The organism is Klebsiella sp. RHBSTW-00484 (assembly GCF_013705725.1).
GTDB lineage: Bacteria > Pseudomonadota > Gammaproteobacteria > Enterobacterales > Enterobacteriaceae > Klebsiella.
Map to the genome: position 1 here is coordinate 1,419,323 of NZ_CP055481.1, position 18,087 is coordinate 1,437,409.

An 18,087-nucleotide genomic window follows, 5' to 3' on the forward strand; every position below is an offset into this window, starting at 1 on the left:
GTAATAAAAGGCCAAAAATGAGCATGACAAGTAACAAACTCTGCTGGATGGGCGCCCTGATGCTGACAGCGGTAAGCAGTACCGCTCAGGCGGGCGTTTCACTGGATCGCACTCGCTTGATTATCACCGGTAAAGATAGCTCGGCAAGCGCGAATTTGACCAACACCAGCCCGGATATTCCGTTTCTGGCGCAGTCCTGGGTCGAGGACAGCAAAGGCAATAAAATCACCTCTCCGCTGGTGGTGCTGCCGCCTTTGCAGCGAATTAACGGCGGGCAAAAAGGCGTCGCGCGCGTGACCAAGACTGATGGCATCAATCAGCTGCCGCAGGATCGTGAAAGCCTGTTTTATTTAAGCGTGCGCGAAATTCCACCTAAGCCGGATAAAGCGAATGTCCTGCAATTAGCGATGCAGTCGCGGATTAAATTATTTTTCCGCCCAACCGCCATTATCCCAAAAAGCAAAAGCGAGATTTGGCAGGATCAGGTCGTCTTTCAAAAAAGCGGCAATAAAATGAGCGCGCAAAACCCGACGCCTTATTACATCACCATTATTAGCCTGTCGCGGACGAAGGGTGAAAAAATAACGAAATTTCCGGGAATTATGATTGCACCGAAATCCAGTCTGGAGTTCAACGTAACAGATGGCGGAATTAGTGATTTTTCCATGATGTACGTGAATGACTATGGCGGCCATCCGGAACTGAAATATCGCTGTGCGGGAAATACCTGTAAAGCTCTGCCGCCGTCGCAGCAAGGGTAATTGAGAGGAACCTGATGATGAAAACGCGTTTATCGCTATTCGCACTGTTTGTATTCGGTCTCAGCATGCCAGCGCTGGCCGACGCTGATATTCCGCTACAGCCGCAGCACTATAACCAGGATCATCAGGGGGAAGATGGCGGTAACGTGATATTTCAGGGCTCCGTTTACGCCTCGCCGTGCGTCCTTGCCCCGCAGAGCCGTCTGCAAATCATCGAACTGGGTGAAATTAGCGCCCGCCGTTTTCATCAGGCGGGCGATCGTAGCCAACCGGTACTGGTACGCGTTGAACTGCGAGATTGCCTGAAAGGGGCGTCACAGGCGCGAGACAGCATCGCATCAAGGACTACGGGAAATAGCAAGCACCTCTATACCACTGGCGAGCAAGCGGTGCAGATGACGTTTATCGGCGAGTCGGACGAGAATAATCGTCAACTGTTACGCCTGACTGGCAGCACCTCCGGAGCCGGTATTCGTCTGCTGGATATCAAAGAGCGCGCGCTGGATATCAATCAAACCCAGCCGCCGTTTATTGTGAAAACCGGCGACAGCAGCCTGACGTTTATTGCGGTACTGGAGTCTACCGGTCGAAACGTGACCGCCGGTAATTTTAGCGGACTGCTGCGTTTAAAAATGGAGTATCTGTAATGGCTGCTATGGTTATCTGGCGTAAAACCCGCGTCGCTATTTTGCTATGCGGTGGCCTGCTGTCCTGGGAAACCGCAGCGGCAGTTGAAGGGGAAATTACGCCGGTTGGCGGACCTAAAATGTATAATATTGACGTCGCCAACCAGGATATTACCAACAACAGTATCGGGGCGACCATTCCTTATACTTTTGCATTAGGCGGCCAATACTCTGGCGTAGCCAGCTGCACTATCCCCATGGAAAATCAGGCCATCTATTATTCTGCTACTGCCTCGTTACTTCAGCAGGGTAGTTCGGCGGGATATTTAAAGCTCAATGATTACATGGATGTAAAAATTGAAATTTATATCCGTGGTCAGCGCATGGCCTATCTTCCGGTCCCTTTTAATAATGAGTCAAACGATGCATTTCAGAACAAATGCGTGCCACCAACCACTCAGTTTAATAACTTTGAATCCGGCGCTCAGGGGCGGGTGACGTTTATGATCACCAAGCCGATTGTTAACGGCGTAAACCTGTTGGGTACCGAAATAGCTAAACTTTACGGTCGCCTGGGCAATTATAGCGCCGGGATGGGGACCACGCCAATGTCGATTGTCTCTATTAACTCTGGAGTTATTACCGTTCCGGACAAATGTATCGTCAACTCCGGCTCGCCGATCACTGTTGATTTTAACACTATCCCCAGTTCTGGTTCACTGCTTAACGGCAACAACTATAGCCAGTCCGTGCCGATTCAGGTGAAGTGTGAAGGGGGAAGTTTTGCGACCGGTAACTTGAATATTCGCCTGGGAATTCAGCAGGCTAATACCGCCAGTTTTAATAGCGATTATTTAGGTACCACCGGCGCCGTCGACCGCTCCAACCTTGGCATTATCTTGAAGGATTCCGGCGGCAATTTAGTGGCCGCGAATAAGTTTTATGACGTCCCGGGTTTTAATAATAACCAGGGAACCTGGAATCTGACCGCCGCACCGATTGCCAATGCCGGGACCAACGTACTTGAAGGGGATTTCCAGGCATCGGCCACCGTGGTCGCTGAGTTTCAGTAAGGGGACAGCATGCGTCAATTAATCGCATCAATGATACTCATATGTTCGCTACCGGCAGTCACCCCGGCGTATGCCATCGGAGAGCTGATCGGCGGCGATTTAAACTTCAAGGGAACCGTTGTTGCCCAGGGCTGCAGCATTGTCCCTTCGTCAAAAAACATCGCCGTGGATTTTGGCCAAATTTCAACCCGCTCGCTGTATGCCGAAGGAAAATCGCTGCCCAAAGCGTTTGTTATTGAGCTACAGGATTGCAGTACCGATGTCTTTAATTCCGTCACTGTGACCTTTAGCGGGACGGAAAATGCCAATATGAGCGATCGCCTGGCGATTACGCCGGTAGCGCCCAATTCCGCCAGCGGGATTGGTATTGGCTTTGAAGAGAGTAACGGTACGGCTATTTCACTGAATACGCCGACGACCGCGGTTGCCATTTCCGATGCCACCATGCAGTTAAATTTTAAAGCTTTTGTGGAAGGGGAACCGGATGCCTTGAGTAACGAAACCTTGCAAACCGGTGCCTTTCAGGCCACGGCAAATTACACCCTAAACTACCAGTAGAACCGATCAAGGATGATTAAAAATGAGCCGTCATTTCTTTCTCTACGATAAAAATATTTTTTTCTCTGAAGGTGTGCGTTCCGCAGTTGCCGATCTTACTGCCCGCGAGCCGGACTGCTCTTTCTCAAAGATCGAACATTTTTCGCAGCTGATTAGCACGCTGCGTTCACCAAAAAAGAGAAATGAGCTGCATTGGATCCTCTGTGATGTCGACAGCTTACCGGATGAACGCTTTAATGCGTTATATACCATTAAAGAACATTATTGCCGGGAAAATCAGCAACTGGTTATTCTGTTAGATAGCAATAATCTCGCTCTCTTTTTTGCGCTGCATTCGCTTCTCCCGGAAGCCAGTTGGTTATTAAAGAATGAATCACTGAGCAACTTTTCTAGCTTTATCGAAGATTCTCAGGCATTAGTAGCAAAAAAAATATTCTTTAGCCGTTCGTTGATTAACTACACACGGCAAAAATGGTTGGCAAGAGATTTTAATAACAGCATCTCCAGCGATGACTGGTGGTTAATGGAAGAAATATTCAAAGGAAAGTCGCTTTCACAAATTTCCTCTGAGCAACAAATTGATGTTCGTCGCTTAAGCCGCAGTAAACGAGGGCTGATGAAAAAATTAAACGCCAAAAATAACGTTGAGCTGTTTAATATTTTCAAGTGTATCGTCGCCACGCCTTGCATATAGCAGCGTGCAACGTATGACATCGACAAAATTACTGGCAGGTATCTAAGCCAGTAGGTAAGTGTAAGAAAATACATTTCAATATAAATAGTTAAGGAACTAACAAATGAAAAAATTAAGCATGATTGAAGCAGCGGGTATTATTGGCGGGACCTGTAAGGAAACTTGCACCAGTTCTTACGAAACTGTGGTTGTTGGCGGCGTTTCTTCTTGTAAAGAAGTGACCACCTGCACGGATAAGCACGGCAACTCAACCGTTAGCATGAAAGATGCTGCTGATGGTATGTGCGTAGTACCGAACCGCATCCGCCAGTAATTTCTGCAGTAGTACATGGAGGGGTAACCCTCCATGTACCCGTCATACTTCAAGTTGCATGCGCGTTGGCTTTGTTACTCGGCTCATCCATGAGCCTCGCCCTGGCGGGCCGCCGTTATACGGCGTTCAAATCTGTTCCGGACAGATTTGTCGCTCACCCCAGTCACTTGACTTGCGTAAGCTCCTGGGGACTCTCTGCGTCGCCGCCTTCTCGCAACTCGAATTATTTAGGGTATATTTCTACGCCTTTTTCGCGAGCCTGGTATCGAAATGAAAATAAAACCTATTACCGCTGTTGGCTACACGTTTCTGGTGGCGTTAATTTCGTCGCTGATGACTGTTCTGTGTTATCACATCTTTGTATTTAATACTTTTTCATTAGATAGCAGTAAGCCTTCGGCGCTACGGAAAATTGATGAGACAATTGTTGCCAGTAGCCCAATAAAACATGAGAGCAGTATTATTGAAGTGCTGTCCTATGGCTGCCACTACTGCGCGTCGAATGAGGAAAATATCGAAAAATTTGCCGCCACCTTACCGGTAGATAGCACCTTCGAAGTTATCCATATCACCGCTGAAAGAAATGGTCTGGCGGTTTATGCACCGGTTTTTGCGACGCTTGAAGTGATGGGCCTTGAGCGTCAGACGCGCGACTCGGCATTTAACGCGGTAATGGTTCGCGGTATTAATTTAGCTGATGATGAAGCGCTGAATACCTGGCTGAAAAAGAACGATATTGATGTGGCGAAATATCATCAGGTACGCCAAAGCAAAGCCGTTGCCGAACGGCTGGAATATATGGCGAAAATCACCGAGCTCTATGACATTAACGCGACGCCGTTGTTTATTGTTAATAAAAAATACGTCGTGGCGAAGGATCGTCAATTTCCTGAATTTGCCGACTATATGCGCCAGCTGTTAGCTCAGGACAAGGAGTAAGCGTGACGCGCTTTCTGATCGTCTGGGGCGTCTTCAGCGTAAGAAAATGGTCCGCGCAGCTTGCCTGGCGACACCGTCCTTTTACCGGCTACGGGCAAAAGGCGGTGCGGGCAGTGATGCGTTATACCCCTATGTCGCTGCTGTTGCTAACCGTTCGCGCGCTGTGCACGCTGCGGTTGTTGGGCAGACAATATCGCGGGCGCACCGCCGTGGCGACGCAGAACTATCGCTGCCTGACCGGTGGCGATGGGCGAGTTGACGCCGCGTGGATCGCAATGCGCCGCCAGTTACTGGAGATGGGCGCGACCTGGGGTCAGCACTCGACAACGTTGCGCCAGATGCAGGCGTGCACGCAAGAGCTTGATGCGGTGGTTGCGCCACTGGTGGTGCAAAAGACGCCGGTGGTCCTCGCGCCGCTGCACTGCGTTTCCGATATTTTAGCCGCGATGGTCGGGGCCGGCGTGACGCCGGGCAAAGCCAGCGTGGTGGTCTCATCCAGCGCGGAAAGCTACACCGCCGCCAGCCGCGCAATGGGCGGCGTTGCGCTCTCCTACTGCTCCATTCATCAGGATAATACATCGCTGGCCAGCGAGCTGATGGCGCTAATGACTAACGTCTCAGAAGGAAGGGAAAACATGATTATTTTCCCCGATATTCCAGCCGATTACACCGTACAGACCCACGAAGCGCAGTCCGGAAAAATAAGCTGTCGGCTATTTGGCCGTCCGGCAAAACTACACAACGGCGTACAGCGGTTTTCGCGCATCGTGTCGGCGCAGGTGGTTTTTTATCACCTCTATTATCAGCAAGGGATAAAAATAAAAATCTATTCCCCGCTGTCGCCAAAAGAGGTCGCGGCAACGTTGCCGACGATTATTGAAAACACCCTGCGTGATTATCCGCAGGATTGGCTTTTGTGGCACAGCCATTCGCTCTATTTTATTAATCACTGATGTATCAATATGAAAAATATTATCCCTGATATGGTTTTTCAGGAAGAGACCAATGAGTGTGGCCTCTCCTGTATTGCGATGCTGGCGCAAACCCAGAATATTCAGTGCTCTCTTCCAGCATTGCGGGAGATTTTCCCGGCGTCCGATCATGGGACATCGTTGAGTGATTTATCCGTCATCCTGCAACAGGTTGGCATTGCCACTGCTCCAGTGCTCTTCGATCACGACGAGCTACATGGGTTGCCGTTCCCCTCCATTTTGCACTACGGTGCCAGTCACTATGTCCTGCTGGCGTGGCGCAAGGGGGACTACGTCTGCGTGATGAACCCGGCAATTGGTCAGCAGTGGTTGCCGTTCTCAGCGTTAAAAAAAGAGATTAGCGGCTATGCGCTGATCCTCGAAGAATCCCCCTCATCAGGAGTCATCCCCAACCCTGTTATCGCCGAAGCGCAGCAGGAGATGCCGCGGGCCATGAGCCTGAAGGAGACGGCGGCGGTTCCGGGCATTTACAAGCTGATGCTATTAACCTTCCTGGTGGCGTTAACGCTGTTTTTAATGCCGACGATGGTCAGCCGCGCGATTAATCAGGCGTTCTCAGATGCGCAGAATACGGATTTTCCATATCTGTGGTTTATCCTCGCCTTTGTGGTCTCTACGCTGTTAGCACTGGGCGTCAGGGTGATTAGCGAGCGTTTCATCCGCCGCTTTGTGTTGCTTAATAGCGATATCGGTTTTTCGCGATTGCTGAATAATCCGCTGCGCTTTTTTGAAAAACGCGCGCCGGGGGATGTTTTCAGCCGCTTTATTGCCTGGCAGAGCGGCATGCTGCAAAAAATTGAGCTGGATAACGGCCTGCGCTCGGACTGGATTATTTGCGTTATCGCCATCGGCATCATGTTCTGGATCTCCCCGGTGCTGGCGCTGATTTCCGCCGTGGGCATTGTGGTGATGGGGTTAATTAGCGTCTGGGCGATATTTCGCGACCGCTGGTATACGCAGCAGCTTCAGCTCAAGAGCGCGGTGCTAAATGACTTTTTTATGGAGACCCTTCAGGGGGTATTAACCATTAAAACCGCCGGGCTGGAAACCCAGCGCAAAGCGCAGTTTGCCCGCCTGTCGCATGACCTTTTTACCTGCCTGCAACGGCAGAAAGTCTATCAACAAGTGAAAGACGGGCTGTATCAGCTGACCGGCAGCCTCGAAATGGTAGTTTTTATGCTGGTAGTGCTGCCGCTGGTGCATGCAAAACAGATCTCCCTGGGCGACTTCTTTGCCTACAGCTTTTTGCGGCAAATTTTTACCTCCTACGTCACGCGGATGTTCTATGCCGTTATCCGTAAGTCGCAACTGCATGTGATTGATACCCGCGCACAGGGATTGTTTACGAAGCATGAGCTTGCTTCTCCCCTGATTTCTCCGCTCAGCGGAACAGCGGTTCCGCGACTGGCGTTCGAGCGGGTGAGCTTTCATTACAACCCGCAAAGGCCAGTATTAAACGCGGTGGACCTCATACTTGAACCTGGCGATCAGATAGCCATTGTCGGCGATTCCGGTGCCGGAAAAAGCACTTTGCTGCGGCTGATGACCGGGCTTTTTCCCGCACAGCAGGGGCGGATTTTGTTGAACAATGCAGAGGCAAGCGCTCCACAGCTGACGTCGCAGGTGTGGTTGCAGAGTCAGGAGGACATCCTGTTTAACGCCTCGGTGCTGCAAAACATCACCCTGTTTGACCCGTGGTACAGCGACAGCGAACGTGGGCGCGTGGAAGCACTTGTCAGCAAAATGGCGCTGGGGCCGGTGGTTCAGGCGCTGCCGGGGGGAATGGAAGCGCTGATTCGCGAGAGCCACTCTGCGCTCTCTTTAGGCCAGCGCCAGCGGCTGATGCTGGCGAGGGCGCTCTACAGCACCCGACCGATTTTACTGTTCGATGAGCCTACCGCCAATCTTGATGATGAAACCGCAGAGACGGTGATCGCCGCGCTGTGTCAGCACTGCCGCGAACAGGGCAAGACGCTGATTGTCGTGACCCACAGCGAGCTGATTGTGAACCACTTTGCGCGAGTATATCGCCTGAACGAAGGCGAGCTGCGCGATATCGGGCAGGGAGCGGCGGGCCAATGATGCGAGGATTATTACGCCAACGCAAAACGTGGCTGTTTGCGCTGATCGCGATCGTAGCCATCATCGTCGCCGTTCTTTATCAGCGCGCGCTGCCGGCGCAGGCCGAATCGCTCTATACCGTCGCCCTCGATCGTGGAGATATCGAAAAAGTGGTGCTGGCGAGCGGCATCATCAAACCAGCCGTCCAGGTGAGCGTTGGCGCTCAGGTCAGCGGGCAGTTGCGCAAGCTGTTTGTTCGTCAAGGGGAGCGGGTGCAAAAAGGGCAACTGCTGGCCGAAATCGACCCGACTTTACAGCTTTCAGACTTACGTAACGCCACCGCACAGCTGGCCAGCGCCAGAGCGCAGAAGTTAGCCTCTGAAGCGACGCTGGTGCAGTACCGCAAAGCGCTGACCCGCGAGCAGACCATGAACCGCGATGGCTCTGGTGTGAACAGCGACCTTGAACAGGCGCAGGCGCAATATGCCGCGCAGGTTCAGCAGATTGCGGTCAATGAGGCGCAGATTGTGCAAGCGGAAATGAGCGTGCAGACCGCCAACGCCAACCTCGGCTATACGCGCATTCTCGCCCCTATGGACGGCGAAGTACTCGGCATTGTCACCCGTGAAGGGCAAACCATCGTATCTTCACAAATTGCGCCGACTATTCTGGTGCTTGCCGACCTCGATAAAATGCAGGTGCAAACGCGTATTTCCGAAGCCGATATCCAGAAAATCCATCCCGGACAGCCGCTGTGGTTTTACGTGATTGCCGACCCGCAAACGCGTTATGAGGGGGAGCTTGGCTATGTCCAGCCCGCGCCGCAGGAGGCGCTGGAAGAGCAAAACTCAGGGGCTTCCGCCAGCAATCAGCAAAGCACTGCCATTTACTACAACGGCACCTTTGAGGTGGATAACCGCCAGCGGCTACTGAAAACCTCGATGACCGCGCAGGTGTTTATCCGCATTGCGCAGGCCAAGGAGGCGCTGCGGGTTCCAGTTGCTGCGCTGGGGCGTTCGCTGGGCAATGAACGCTATCTGGTGGTGGTGCAGAAGGCGAACGGCAGCGAGGAGCGCACCGTTCGTATCGGCATTAACGACCGCCAGTACGCACAGGTCCTTGAAGGCTTGCAGCCCGGTGAGCGGGTGGTGATCCCGCAGGATGCAGGGTCAATCTGATGGTGAAGCCTTTAATCCAGCTTAATAACGTCACCCGCTCTTTTATCGCCGGAACGCAGACGATACCGGTGCTGAAATCGGTGTCCCTGACCATTATGCCCGGCGAAATGGTAGCGATTATGGGCGCTTCCGGCTCGGGTAAATCGACGCTGATGAACATTATCGGCTGCCTGGACAAACCCAGCAGCGGCGAGGTTTATATCAACGGTATTGCCACTCATCAGGCCGATAGCGCGGCGCTTGCCGAACTGCGTAGCCGCTGGCTGGGATTTATTTTTCAGCGCTATCACCTGATGCCTTATTTAACGGCGGAAGAGAACATCGCCATTCCCGCCTTATATACCGCGATGCCTGCAACTGAACGTCAGGCGCGAATCGCGCTGCTGGCGGGAAAGTTGGGCATTGATACGCGCTTAGGGCATAAACCCGCGCAGCTCTCCGGCGGGCAGCAGCAGCGGGTCAGCGTGTGCCGGGCGCTGATCAACGGCGCGCAGATTATTCTTGCTGATGAACCCACCGGGGCGCTGGATAGCGCCAGCGGCAGGGCGCTAATGGATGTTCTGCACCAGCTGAACGCCGATGGCCACACGGTGATTATCGTGACTCACGATCGCGAGGTGGCGCAGCAGGCGCAGCGGATCGTCGAGATCAGCGATGGGCAAATTGTTGCCGTTCGCACGAATTGCGCTCAGGACAAGCGTGATATTCAGCGGTTGCCGGCGGTGCAGGATAACGGTCGGGCGTCGCTGTCGCGCAGCGTAGGCGAGTCGGTACGAATGGCATGGCGTGCGCTGTTGGGCCATCGGATGCGCGCCTTTTTGTCGATGCTGGGGATTATTATCGGCATCTCATCTGTGGTTTCTTCGATGGCGGTAGGAGAAGGTGCCCGACAAACCATCATGAACGAGATTGGCAAACTGGGTAATACCACGCTCGAAATTCGCCCCGGTACCGGTTGGGGCAGCAAGCGCCCGGATATGGAACGCGCGCTGTCGCTGGAGGATATCACCAGCCTCAGCAAGCAGCCCTGGGTGCTGGGAGTGTCGCCGATTGTCTCAAGCATGACTACCGCGGTGCGCCAGGGCCTGGATTCTTCGATGATTCTCTCCGGGGTTTCCGCCGACTATTTTTCGTTGCAGGGGATTCGCTTTATTCAGGGCAACGGTTTTACCCTGCGCGACGTCAACGACCGGGAGCCGGTACTGGTGCTGGATGAGACCAGTAAAGAGACGCTGTTTCCCGGCAATGAAGATCCGCTGGATAAAATCGTGCAAATCGCCGGTGCGCCGTGGCGGGTGATCGGCGTTGCCAGCAAGCCGGGGCCGAAAGTGGTCAGCGGGTTTATGTCGGCGTGGATCCCCTACACCTCGCTATTACAGCGGATTTCCGGCGATAAGCCGCTGGAGGCGCTAACGCTGCGCTTTCAGGAGACGCTGTCGCCGAGAGAGGCCGCGCAGCGTGCGGAAAGGCATCTTATTCGCGAGCACGGCAAAAAAGATTTCTTTGTCCAGACCGACGAACAGCTCGCCAAAGCGCTGCAAAAAACCTCCGATTCAATGTCGCTGCTGATCACCGCGATTGCCGCTATCTCACTACTGGTCGGCGGCGTTGGGGTGATGAATATCATGCTGGTTTCCGTTACCGAGCGAACCCATGAGATCGGTATCCGACTCTCGGTTGGCGCGCGTCCCTCCGACATCATGCATCAGTTTTTGATTGAGGCGGTGATGATCTGCGCGCTCGGCGGGCTGACGGGGGTCATTGGCTCCTGGGCCGCCGGGAACCTGTTTGCTCTGCTGACGCAGGAGTTCTCGATGGTCTTTACGTGGCTCCCGGTGGCGATGGCCTGCGGCTTTTCCGCTCTGATTGGCCTGACGTTTGGCTATTTCCCGGCGCGGCGAGCGGCGCGACTCAACCCGACGGAGGCGCTGGCCCGCGAATGAAACTAGGGACTTTTTTACCGCTGATCCTGCTGCTCACGGGCTGCGGGAACCTGACCCGCAGCGATTATCAGCGACCGCTGTTGTCGGTGCCGGAAAACTGGCAGCGAACGGAAGAGCAGAATATCGCCCCTTCGCAGGTGGAAGATGGCCGCTGGTGGGATCGATTCGGCGACGAGCGTTTGTCGCGCGTGATGGGTCAGGTACTGGAAAGCAATAACGATCTGGCCGCTGCCGCATTAACTCTCAAGCAGGCGCGCATTTCTGCCGGACTAACCCAGACCAATATCAGTCCCGACGCGACGCTCAACGGCTCCGGCAGCAATTCGAAGCCGTTAAACAGCGGGCGTTCGCAGGAGAGCTACAGCACCTCGTTGTCGCTGAGCTATGAACTGGATCTCTGGGGCAAGCTGGCGCGTATTCGCGAACAAAGTGAGTGGGAAGCGGTTGCCAGCGAGCAGGATTATCACGCGACGATCCTGTCGACGATTGATACCACCGCGCAGCTCTACTGGAACATCGCCCTGCTAAATCAGCAAATGGCTTATCAGGAGGTGAGTTTCGATATTGCCAGGCAGACGCTAGCGCAGATTGAGTCCTGGCAGCGGGAGGGGAAAGTTGGACGACTTGATGTTCTACAGGCCCGGCAGACGGTGATCAGCCGCCAGAATCAGCTGCTCGCCCTGAAGCAGCAGCGGGCGATTTCGCGCAACGCGCTGGCGCTGCTGCTCAACCGCCCACCGTCGCAGCATACCGATGAGGCCCATACGCTGGATGTTCGCCAGCACGTCGCCATTGCCAACGCCACGCCGTTGGCCGCGCTCGCCAGTCGTCCGGATCTTCAGGCGGCGGAATCGCGCCTGCGTGCGGCGCTGGCGGGCTCAGATGCCGCGCGGCTGAGCTTCTATCCCACGCTTTCGTTGCAGGGAACGCTTAGCGCCGGAAGCCAGATTTTTCACCAATGGTTTAACGATCCGCTACGCACCGTCGGCGGCAGCGTGAGCGCGCCCTTTATCCAGTGGAACACGGTGCAGCTCACCGTGGAACAGGCCAGCGTAAAGGTGCAGCAGGAGGCAGTGAACTTCCGCCGCACGGCCTATACCGCGCTGTCGGAAGTGGACAACGCCATGGAGAAGCGGCTCAACGCCGACGAGCAGCGAGATCGCTTGCTGCAATCTCTACAACTGGGCCAGCAGCGCCTGACGCTTACCGAGAGCCGCTATCGTGCAGGCGCGGTGGATTATCAGACCCTGCTGAACGCCCAGGATGCGCTGCTTGATGTGCAAAACAGCCTTGCGCAAAACCAGTACGACTATCTTTATGCCACTTTGCAGCTTTGGCTGGCGCAAGGTGGCAGTAACCCGCAACAGAGGACATCCCAAAATGAGTCACAGTAAACCCCCTTATCGCGTGGTAATTACCGGCTATGGCGCGGTGACTCCCCTTGGCGACAGCGCCGCCGAAAGCTGGCAGGCGATCATGGATTACCGTCACGGCTATCGCTATGTGGATTTGTCGTCCTACGGTATCCACACCCATTTTATTGGCCAGGTAGAGAACGAACCGAGCCTCAAGGGCGTTCCTGCCGCCATTCGTCGGCGTCTGCCGCGCCATGCGCGCCTGGCGCTGGCCGCCGCGCGCGAAGCCATGGCGATGGCTTTTGCCGGTGAATCGCCCGCCGCGTTCTACGATCCGCTGATGTGTGGCGCGATTATCGGTTCCGGCTGGGCGGGGCTGGATGAGAGTTACCTGGCGGTGCCGGAGTTTGAGAAAAAAGGCGTCTCTTCACCTTTTAGCTGCTTCTTTTCGATGCCGAACGTGACTACCGCAGCCTGTAGCCAGCTGTGGAATCTGCGCGGCTATCAAAATACCCCTGTCGCCGCCTGTGCTACCGGCACTATTGCTATCGGCGAGGCCTATGATGCGATTCGCTTTGGTCGCGCCAGCATGATGCTTGCCGGGGCCGGGGAGTCGTTGAACAGTACCTGCGCTATCTGGAATATCGACGTGCTTGGCGCGCTAAGCCGGGAAACGGAATCGCCGGAACGGGCCAGCTGCCCGTTCAGCCAGCAGCGCAGCGGGTTTGTGCTCTCGGAAGGGGGCGCGGTGCTGTGCCTGGAAGAGCGCGAGAGCGCCCTCGCGCGCGGGGCGACGATCCTCGCGGAAGTGACCGGCTATGCCAATTTCTCCGATGCGGTAGATTTTACCTCGCCCGCAGAAGACTGCGTGGCCCGCGAACAGACCATTCGCTGGGCGCTGCGCAGTGCGGATCTCCAGCCCTCTGACCTCGACTACATTAATGCCCACGGCACCTCCACGCCGCTTAATGATATTAATGAAACACAGTCGCTGAAAAAGGCGCTGGGCCACGAGGCGTATCGGATCCCGGTCTCCAGCACCAAAGCCTACTCCGGGCATTTGATAGCAGCGGCGGGAAGCTTCGAGACCATTGTCTGCCTGCAGGCGATGGCGAACGGGATCATGCCCGCGACGGCGCATTTAACCCAGCCCGACCCGCTGTGCGATCTCGACTATATTGCCGAAGGGCATCGCCAGGGAGAGATTCGCCGGGCGTTGAATCTGAGCTTTGGTTTTGGCGGCGCGAACGCCGCGCTGGTGCTGGAGAAACACGCGTGACGCGGCTGTACTACACCCTGGCCGATGCTCATCAGTGGGCGGCATTTTCCGGCGATGACAACCCCATTCACTTCGATCTTTCGGCAGCGCGTGCGATGGGCGGCAGTCAACTGAGCGTCCACGGGATGCGCGCGCTGCTGGATGTGAAACGTGATGTTCAGTCGCGGCTGGCGTATCCGTCATCCCGCGCTGAAGGTTATCTGAAATGTCAGGTACGCCTGCGCAGGCCGCTGTGGTGCGAAGCCGACTGGCTGTTAACGCCGGGACCAGCAAAAAACCGCGTGTTATCCGCCGCGTCGGTCACGGATCCGCACAATGATGAAGTCTGTTTGTCATGCCAGATGAGCCTGGCGGCTGAACCGGAATCGCTGGTGGGGAAACAGCCCAGCGAACTTGATTCTAAAACGCTGCTTGCTCTGCAATCCCACTTCAACAGCGCCTGGCCCGACCTGGCGCAGTGGCAATTTCTTGATGCACTGCTCTTTCGTCAGCTGATTAGCGATAAAGCGCTGCTGAATCAGGAGAACATTGCGGCCCTGCTCGACCAGGGGGAAACCTCGTTACAGCAAATTTTTACCCGCTATCCGGTGTTGCAAACTCATCAGGAGGTGATTTTCGATGCCCGATTTGCGGGTAAAGGAGCACCGATCTGGCCTGAATCCCTGTCGCTCTGGCTGCTACCCTCGCTGGTGGTCGGACAGGTTGAACAGGGTGCGCTGGTGCGTATCGCGGCAGCGGCACAGCTCAATGACCAGATTATGACCAATGTGATTACGCTGAAAGTTGGCCCAATTAATAATTGATAATTAAGGATAATTTTATGATTCAGTATGATGAAATTCTGCAAAAAGTATGTGAAATGATCTGTGATGCCAAAGACCTGGAGCCCGATGAGGTCGATGAGAATACGCCCCTCGTGCGGCTGAAATTAGATAGCCTCGACTACGTCGAGCTGATGGTACTGGCAAAGCGTGAATTCAACATCACGCTGGAGGCGGACTGGTTTATTCACAATCCGGGGATCACTCTCGGCGAGCTGTGCCAGCACATCAGTAAAGAGTCAGGCCACTGATATGGCGCAGAAATGGATACTGGTTACCGGTGGTAGCCGCGGCATCGGTCGGGCGCTGGTGATGGGGTTGGCGAAAAGCTGGAATGTGGTGTTTACCGGTCGCAATGAAGCGGCGATCAACGACATCCAGGCGCAGGCGAGCGGAGACGATTCATCCCATTGGGTGCGAGGTTACGCCTGCGATGGCAACGACGAAGCGTGGGTTGAACAGCTTGCGCAGTCGCTACTGGCCGAGTGGGGCGCGCCGGAGGCGATTATCCACAATGCCGGGATCGCCCGTGATGGCCTGCATATTCATCAGAATGCGGCAATCTGGCGCGAGGTGCTGGAGACTAACGTTATCGCAATGATGAACTGGAACCGGGTTCTGCTGCCGGCGATGCTGATGCAGCGACGCGGTTCTATCGTGATGATGTCATCGGTCAGCGCGCTCAAGGGTAACGTCGGTCAGACGGCCTATGCTGCGAGCAAAGCGGCGATGGGCGGTATGGCGCGTTCACTGGCGTTGGAGGTCGGGCGTTTCGGTATCCGGGTGAACTGCCTGGCGCCGGGCTTGATTCGTACTGAAATGCTTGAAGAGATCCCGGCACAAAAATTAAAAGAGATGCGCCAGTCGATACCGCTGCGCAGATTGGGTGAAACGGATGATGTGCTTCAGGCGGTGGCGTTTTTAATCGGTGAGGGGAGTCAATATATCACCGGCCAGACCCTGGTGCTGGACGGCGGACTGAGTGCCTGAATATGATCGGGCCGGACAATCGGCTGGCCTGATCTTAAGTGCGGGGGGCGAGTTGTTCGATACGCGTTACTAGCTCTTTTATCTCTGTTGCGGTCGCGCGATAAATTTGAATAATCTGCGAAGAGTTTTGTGCGACCAGAGATACAACCAGCTGATGTATTTCATCCCCCTGGTTATGTTTAATTAACCGAGCCAGCGATTTCTCTTCTGCCCGTGAGTTGGTTAACGCATGGACCACCTGACGACTGACTGCGATAAGTGCCGCATACGGATTGGGGCTATCTTGCAGGATACCCCACTCAGCAATATCATCAATTTCTTCAATTGGATAGAGTGAACGCAGCGCTTTATCTGGCGAAGCCGAACCCTCATGCGGCGGGCTATGATCAAGACACGCAATATTATGCAATAACCCACCAATCTCAACTTTTAGGCTTTGCATCGCGCTCATGTCCATTTTTGTCGCCAGATAACCGGCAATATGTCCGACAGCAGAGGAGTGCCAAGGTGTCTGCTGGCTGAACTGATCGATAATAAACGAGAGCAATTCGGCAATATCACGTAGGTTGTGTAAAGAAATAGTATCGTTATGAATTCTTGGGATTTCTTTAATGTAATCCCGATAGTCAGAGGAGGCCATCACCGACCAAAAGTGTTCATTGCTGGAGAGGGTTCTGAAGGCCTGAATGTACTCTTCTTTATAGAGAATATTTGCCCCGGCAGTCACGATTTCGAGGAGTTTCTTGCCTAAGAAGGGCACATGACTGGTGCGGTGCTGGCAATAAAGGACATCCAGCCGATCGGCAAAGAATAGCAGATGGCTTTCTTCGGGGACCAGTTCCCCTTCGATGTAATGCCCCAGGCCTTTTCGCCAGTGGGTGTGGTGATAGCGGACAATCCTGTTCAATGGGCGAAATAGAGGAATTCTGCTGAGTAATTCGCTGCCAATAAGCGCATGGTTGTTATGTTCATCATCAATGTAACTAAGCGGTTCAAGACGCGATTTTTCATTCAATCCGCCGATATCATGGATGAGGGCCGCAAGAACGGTTTTACGACGCTGAGCCGAAGAGAAATGAACTAAATTAGCCAGGTGCGATACGATAAAAGCAGTTCTGACATGATGCAGATTCAGCTTAGGATTAATCATATCAAGGGTATTTGCGATGCTGGCTAATGTAGGAAGTAAATGTATCTTCATGATATCGTTATAATATGCAATTTATGAGATAAATCTCAATCGATTATTATTTGCGCTCGCAGCCATATTGCGGGAACGTTTGGTTGCCGAATAAAATAGTATCATCATTGACTCGATTTATATAGATGATTCTATCATTAGTTTGGCCGCCAAAGAGAGTCTGTTGTGCAATGTTTTCCGGTGTATTATCGGCGCTGTGACGAATTATCCTGGCATCAGCAATATGAAAAAGAGAGCTGCTGGCAGAATGTTTTTTTAATGTGTAGGTGATGCTGCGTGAGATGATATATTTATCCCTATCACTGGTGAGTAATCCTTCAGCGCTGATTAAAAACCGATCGTTTGAATATTCTACAGATAGCAAGCCTTGTGAGCGTAGAATACTCTCATTTGTGTTCTCCGTCAGATCGTATTGCGACTCACAGGAAAAAGGCGGATGACTGTTGAGGCGAATATAAAAAATTAACAATGCTATTAGTGTTGGTATACAAATCGCAAATATTAAGACATATTTACGCATTTTTTATTTCCTTATAGTAGTAACTATGGCATTTTTGGTACTTAAGATCGCATTCCAGTATGAATATGTCCATATAAATGCCTAAGTCCTGTTCTTCGCTCATCTGCCGATTGAAAAAGTATATTTTCTTTGGCGTAGAACAATCGAGCCCGGAGGGGAGCAGTTTTTGATTCCTGAGTATTTCTGTTGCAGATATGCTGCCTGTGCCGTAAATGGTGCATTTATCCTGAGTGAGGAAAATGCCAGATGATTGTTTTTTATGGATAAAAAAGTAAGAGAGGAGCATGAGACCGGCAGCGATCAGGATAAATAAAATGATCGTTTTGCGATGTTGCCCGATCGTCATAGGCTCAGGGGGTTCTGGGGAAAGAGTCGGGAGAGAGAAAGATGTGTGATAATCACTATCGGTGGTAATAATAATTTCATTAGAAATCTTAAAACCGATTCGCGGCACCGTAATAATCACATTTTTCTCAATTCCAAGGTCAGACAAGCTACGGCGCAGTGTGGATATATATTGATTCAGATTACTATTAGAAGGTCTGGCACCATATTGTTCAAACACCGTCTGAAAAATATCAACACGCGAGATAATATCTTCCCGATATTGCAGCAGACAGCTAAGAAGGCGAGTAGATGTGGCTGATAGTTCAATACAATCGCCAGTCAACAAGTTGACCAGAGAGGCCTCCTCAGTGTCAAAAGTAATAAATCCCTCTATATCGAACCGCATTTTTATCTCCACACGGAATTAAAAATTCACTCTTTATATCAGGGGTTTTA

The 18,087-nt window shown here is 53.1% G+C and carries 19 protein-coding genes; 16 read left to right on the top strand and 3 right to left on the bottom strand.

Translation table 11 applies throughout. The features are described 5' to 3' along the window. Positions 1 to 17: 17 nt before the first annotated feature. The 16 genes from HV213_RS06835 (at position 18) to HV213_RS06910 (ending at position 15,583) form a co-directional block, all read left to right on the top strand. Complete coding sequence (locus HV213_RS06835; protein ID WP_181485129.1) at positions 18 to 761, top strand: fimbrial biogenesis chaperone; 744 nt, start codon at positions 18 to 20, stop codon at positions 759 to 761. A gap of 17 nt (positions 762 to 778) precedes the next feature. Next, positions 779 to 1,408 (top strand): fimbrial protein, encoded by a 630-nt coding sequence (locus tag HV213_RS06840; protein ID WP_112213839.1) that lies wholly within the window; start codon positions 779 to 781, stop codon positions 1,406 to 1,408. Next, positions 1,408 to 2,460: a fimbrial protein gene (locus tag HV213_RS06845; RefSeq protein ID WP_181485130.1), complete on the top strand. Its 1,053-nt coding sequence runs from the start codon at positions 1,408 to 1,410 to the stop codon at positions 2,458 to 2,460. The genes HV213_RS06840 and HV213_RS06845 overlap by 1 nt, the downstream gene beginning before the upstream one ends. 9 nt (positions 2,461 to 2,469) lie before the next feature. Beyond that, positions 2,470 to 3,018 (top strand): fimbrial protein, encoded by a 549-nt coding sequence (locus HV213_RS06850; protein ID WP_181485131.1) that lies wholly within the window; start codon positions 2,470 to 2,472, stop codon positions 3,016 to 3,018. Positions 3,019 to 3,040: 22 nt separating this feature from the next. Next, complete coding sequence (locus HV213_RS06855) at positions 3,041 to 3,712, top strand: DNA-binding response regulator (protein WP_110275821.1); 672 nt, start codon at positions 3,041 to 3,043, stop codon at positions 3,710 to 3,712. A gap of 103 nt (positions 3,713 to 3,815) precedes the next feature. Continuing rightward, a complete protein-coding gene (locus tag HV213_RS06860; RefSeq protein ID WP_181485132.1) occupies positions 3,816 to 4,025 on the top strand; it encodes a DUF4762 family protein in 210 nt (69 codons plus the stop codon). A gap of 270 nt (positions 4,026 to 4,295) precedes the next feature. After that, positions 4,296 to 4,964 (top strand): DsbA family protein, encoded by a 669-nt coding sequence (locus HV213_RS06865; RefSeq protein ID WP_181485133.1) that lies wholly within the window; start codon positions 4,296 to 4,298, stop codon positions 4,962 to 4,964. Positions 4,965 to 4,966: 2 nt separating this feature from the next. Beyond that, positions 4,967 to 5,917: a lysophospholipid acyltransferase family protein gene (locus HV213_RS06870; protein ID WP_181485134.1), complete on the top strand. Its 951-nt coding sequence runs from the start codon at positions 4,967 to 4,969 to the stop codon at positions 5,915 to 5,917. A 9-nt stretch (positions 5,918 to 5,926) separates the two neighbouring features. Beyond that, entirely contained in the window at positions 5,927 to 8,038 is a 2,112-nt protein-coding gene (locus HV213_RS06875; protein ID WP_181485136.1) for a peptidase domain-containing ABC transporter, read from the top strand. After that, positions 8,035 to 9,195, top strand: coding sequence for an efflux RND transporter periplasmic adaptor subunit (locus HV213_RS06880; RefSeq protein WP_181485137.1), 1,161 nt, complete (start codon positions 8,035 to 8,037; stop codon positions 9,193 to 9,195). The genes HV213_RS06875 and HV213_RS06880 overlap by 4 nt, the downstream gene beginning before the upstream one ends. Then, positions 9,195 to 11,138 carry an ABC transporter permease gene (locus tag HV213_RS06885; protein WP_181485138.1) on the top strand — a complete coding sequence of 648 codons (1,944 nt, stop codon included), beginning with the start codon at positions 9,195 to 9,197 and terminating at the stop codon, positions 11,136 to 11,138. The genes HV213_RS06880 and HV213_RS06885 overlap by 1 nt, the downstream gene beginning before the upstream one ends. Continuing rightward, a complete protein-coding gene (locus tag HV213_RS06890; protein WP_181485139.1) occupies positions 11,135 to 12,532 on the top strand; it encodes a TolC family protein in 1,398 nt (465 codons plus the stop codon). Before HV213_RS06885 ends, HV213_RS06890 begins: the two co-directional genes overlap by 4 nt. Beyond that, the gene (locus HV213_RS06895) at positions 12,519 to 13,772 is read left to right on the top strand and encodes a beta-ketoacyl-[acyl-carrier-protein] synthase family protein (protein ID WP_181485140.1); all 1,254 of its coding nucleotides are present in this window, start codon (positions 12,519 to 12,521) and stop codon (positions 13,770 to 13,772) included. Before HV213_RS06890 ends, HV213_RS06895 begins: the two co-directional genes overlap by 14 nt. Next, entirely contained in the window at positions 13,769 to 14,575 is an 807-nt protein-coding gene (locus tag HV213_RS06900) for a MaoC family dehydratase (RefSeq protein WP_181485142.1), read from the top strand. Before HV213_RS06895 ends, HV213_RS06900 begins: the two co-directional genes overlap by 4 nt. A gap of 17 nt (positions 14,576 to 14,592) precedes the next feature. Next, complete coding sequence (locus HV213_RS06905) at positions 14,593 to 14,844, top strand: acyl carrier protein (RefSeq protein ID WP_181485143.1); 252 nt, start codon at positions 14,593 to 14,595, stop codon at positions 14,842 to 14,844. A gap of 1 nt (position 14,845) precedes the next feature. Beyond that, the gene (locus tag HV213_RS06910) at positions 14,846 to 15,583 is read left to right on the top strand and encodes an SDR family NAD(P)-dependent oxidoreductase (RefSeq protein ID WP_181485144.1); all 738 of its coding nucleotides are present in this window, start codon (positions 14,846 to 14,848) and stop codon (positions 15,581 to 15,583) included. Positions 15,584 to 15,617: 34 nt separating this feature from the next. Here HV213_RS06910 and HV213_RS06915 read toward each other — a convergent pair whose 3' ends face one another. From HV213_RS06915 to HV213_RS06925, 3 genes are read right to left on the bottom strand one after another with little or no spacing between them, the layout of a single operon-like run. Then, positions 15,618 to 16,784, bottom strand: a complete 1,167-nt coding sequence (locus HV213_RS06915; protein WP_181485145.1) for an HD domain-containing protein — start codon at positions 16,782 to 16,784, stop codon at positions 15,618 to 15,620. Between the two features lie 46 nt (positions 16,785 to 16,830). Continuing rightward, positions 16,831 to 17,304: a FidL-like protein gene (locus tag HV213_RS06920; protein ID WP_181485146.1), complete on the bottom strand. Its 474-nt coding sequence runs from the start codon at positions 17,302 to 17,304 to the stop codon at positions 16,831 to 16,833. Further along, positions 17,297 to 18,037, bottom strand: a complete 741-nt coding sequence (locus tag HV213_RS06925) for a winged helix-turn-helix domain-containing protein (RefSeq protein WP_181485147.1) — start codon at positions 18,035 to 18,037, stop codon at positions 17,297 to 17,299. The genes HV213_RS06920 and HV213_RS06925 overlap by 8 nt, the downstream gene beginning before the upstream one ends. Positions 18,038 to 18,087 lie beyond the last annotated feature (50 nt).

Coding starts and splice junctions, on each gene's coding strand:
- HV213_RS06835 (WP_181485129.1), top strand. CDS start 18: ATGAGCATGACAAGTAACAAACTCTGCTGGATGGGCGCCCTGATGCTG.
- HV213_RS06840 (WP_112213839.1), top strand. CDS start 779: ATGAAAACGCGTTTATCGCTATTCGCACTGTTTGTATTCGGTCTCAGC.
- HV213_RS06845 (WP_181485130.1), top strand. CDS start 1,408: ATGGCTGCTATGGTTATCTGGCGTAAAACCCGCGTCGCTATTTTGCTA.
- HV213_RS06850 (WP_181485131.1), top strand. CDS start 2,470: ATGCGTCAATTAATCGCATCAATGATACTCATATGTTCGCTACCGGCA.
- HV213_RS06855 (WP_110275821.1), top strand. CDS start 3,041: ATGAGCCGTCATTTCTTTCTCTACGATAAAAATATTTTTTTCTCTGAA.
- HV213_RS06860 (WP_181485132.1), top strand. CDS start 3,816: ATGAAAAAATTAAGCATGATTGAAGCAGCGGGTATTATTGGCGGGACC.
- HV213_RS06865 (WP_181485133.1), top strand. CDS start 4,296: ATGAAAATAAAACCTATTACCGCTGTTGGCTACACGTTTCTGGTGGCG.
- HV213_RS06875 (WP_181485136.1), top strand. CDS start 5,927: ATGAAAAATATTATCCCTGATATGGTTTTTCAGGAAGAGACCAATGAG.
- HV213_RS06880 (WP_181485137.1), top strand. CDS start 8,035: ATGATGCGAGGATTATTACGCCAACGCAAAACGTGGCTGTTTGCGCTG.
- HV213_RS06885 (WP_181485138.1), top strand. CDS start 9,195: ATGGTGAAGCCTTTAATCCAGCTTAATAACGTCACCCGCTCTTTTATC.
- HV213_RS06890 (WP_181485139.1), top strand. CDS start 11,135: ATGAAACTAGGGACTTTTTTACCGCTGATCCTGCTGCTCACGGGCTGC.
- HV213_RS06895 (WP_181485140.1), top strand. CDS start 12,519: ATGAGTCACAGTAAACCCCCTTATCGCGTGGTAATTACCGGCTATGGC.
- HV213_RS06905 (WP_181485143.1), top strand. CDS start 14,593: ATGATTCAGTATGATGAAATTCTGCAAAAAGTATGTGAAATGATCTGT.
- HV213_RS06910 (WP_181485144.1), top strand. CDS start 14,846: ATGGCGCAGAAATGGATACTGGTTACCGGTGGTAGCCGCGGCATCGGT.
- HV213_RS06915 (WP_181485145.1), bottom strand. CDS start 16,784: ATGAAGATACATTTACTTCCTACATTAGCCAGCATCGCAAATACCCTT.
- HV213_RS06920 (WP_181485146.1), bottom strand. CDS start 17,304: ATGCGTAAATATGTCTTAATATTTGCGATTTGTATACCAACACTAATA.
- HV213_RS06925 (WP_181485147.1), bottom strand. CDS start 18,037: ATGCGGTTCGATATAGAGGGATTTATTACTTTTGACACTGAGGAGGCC.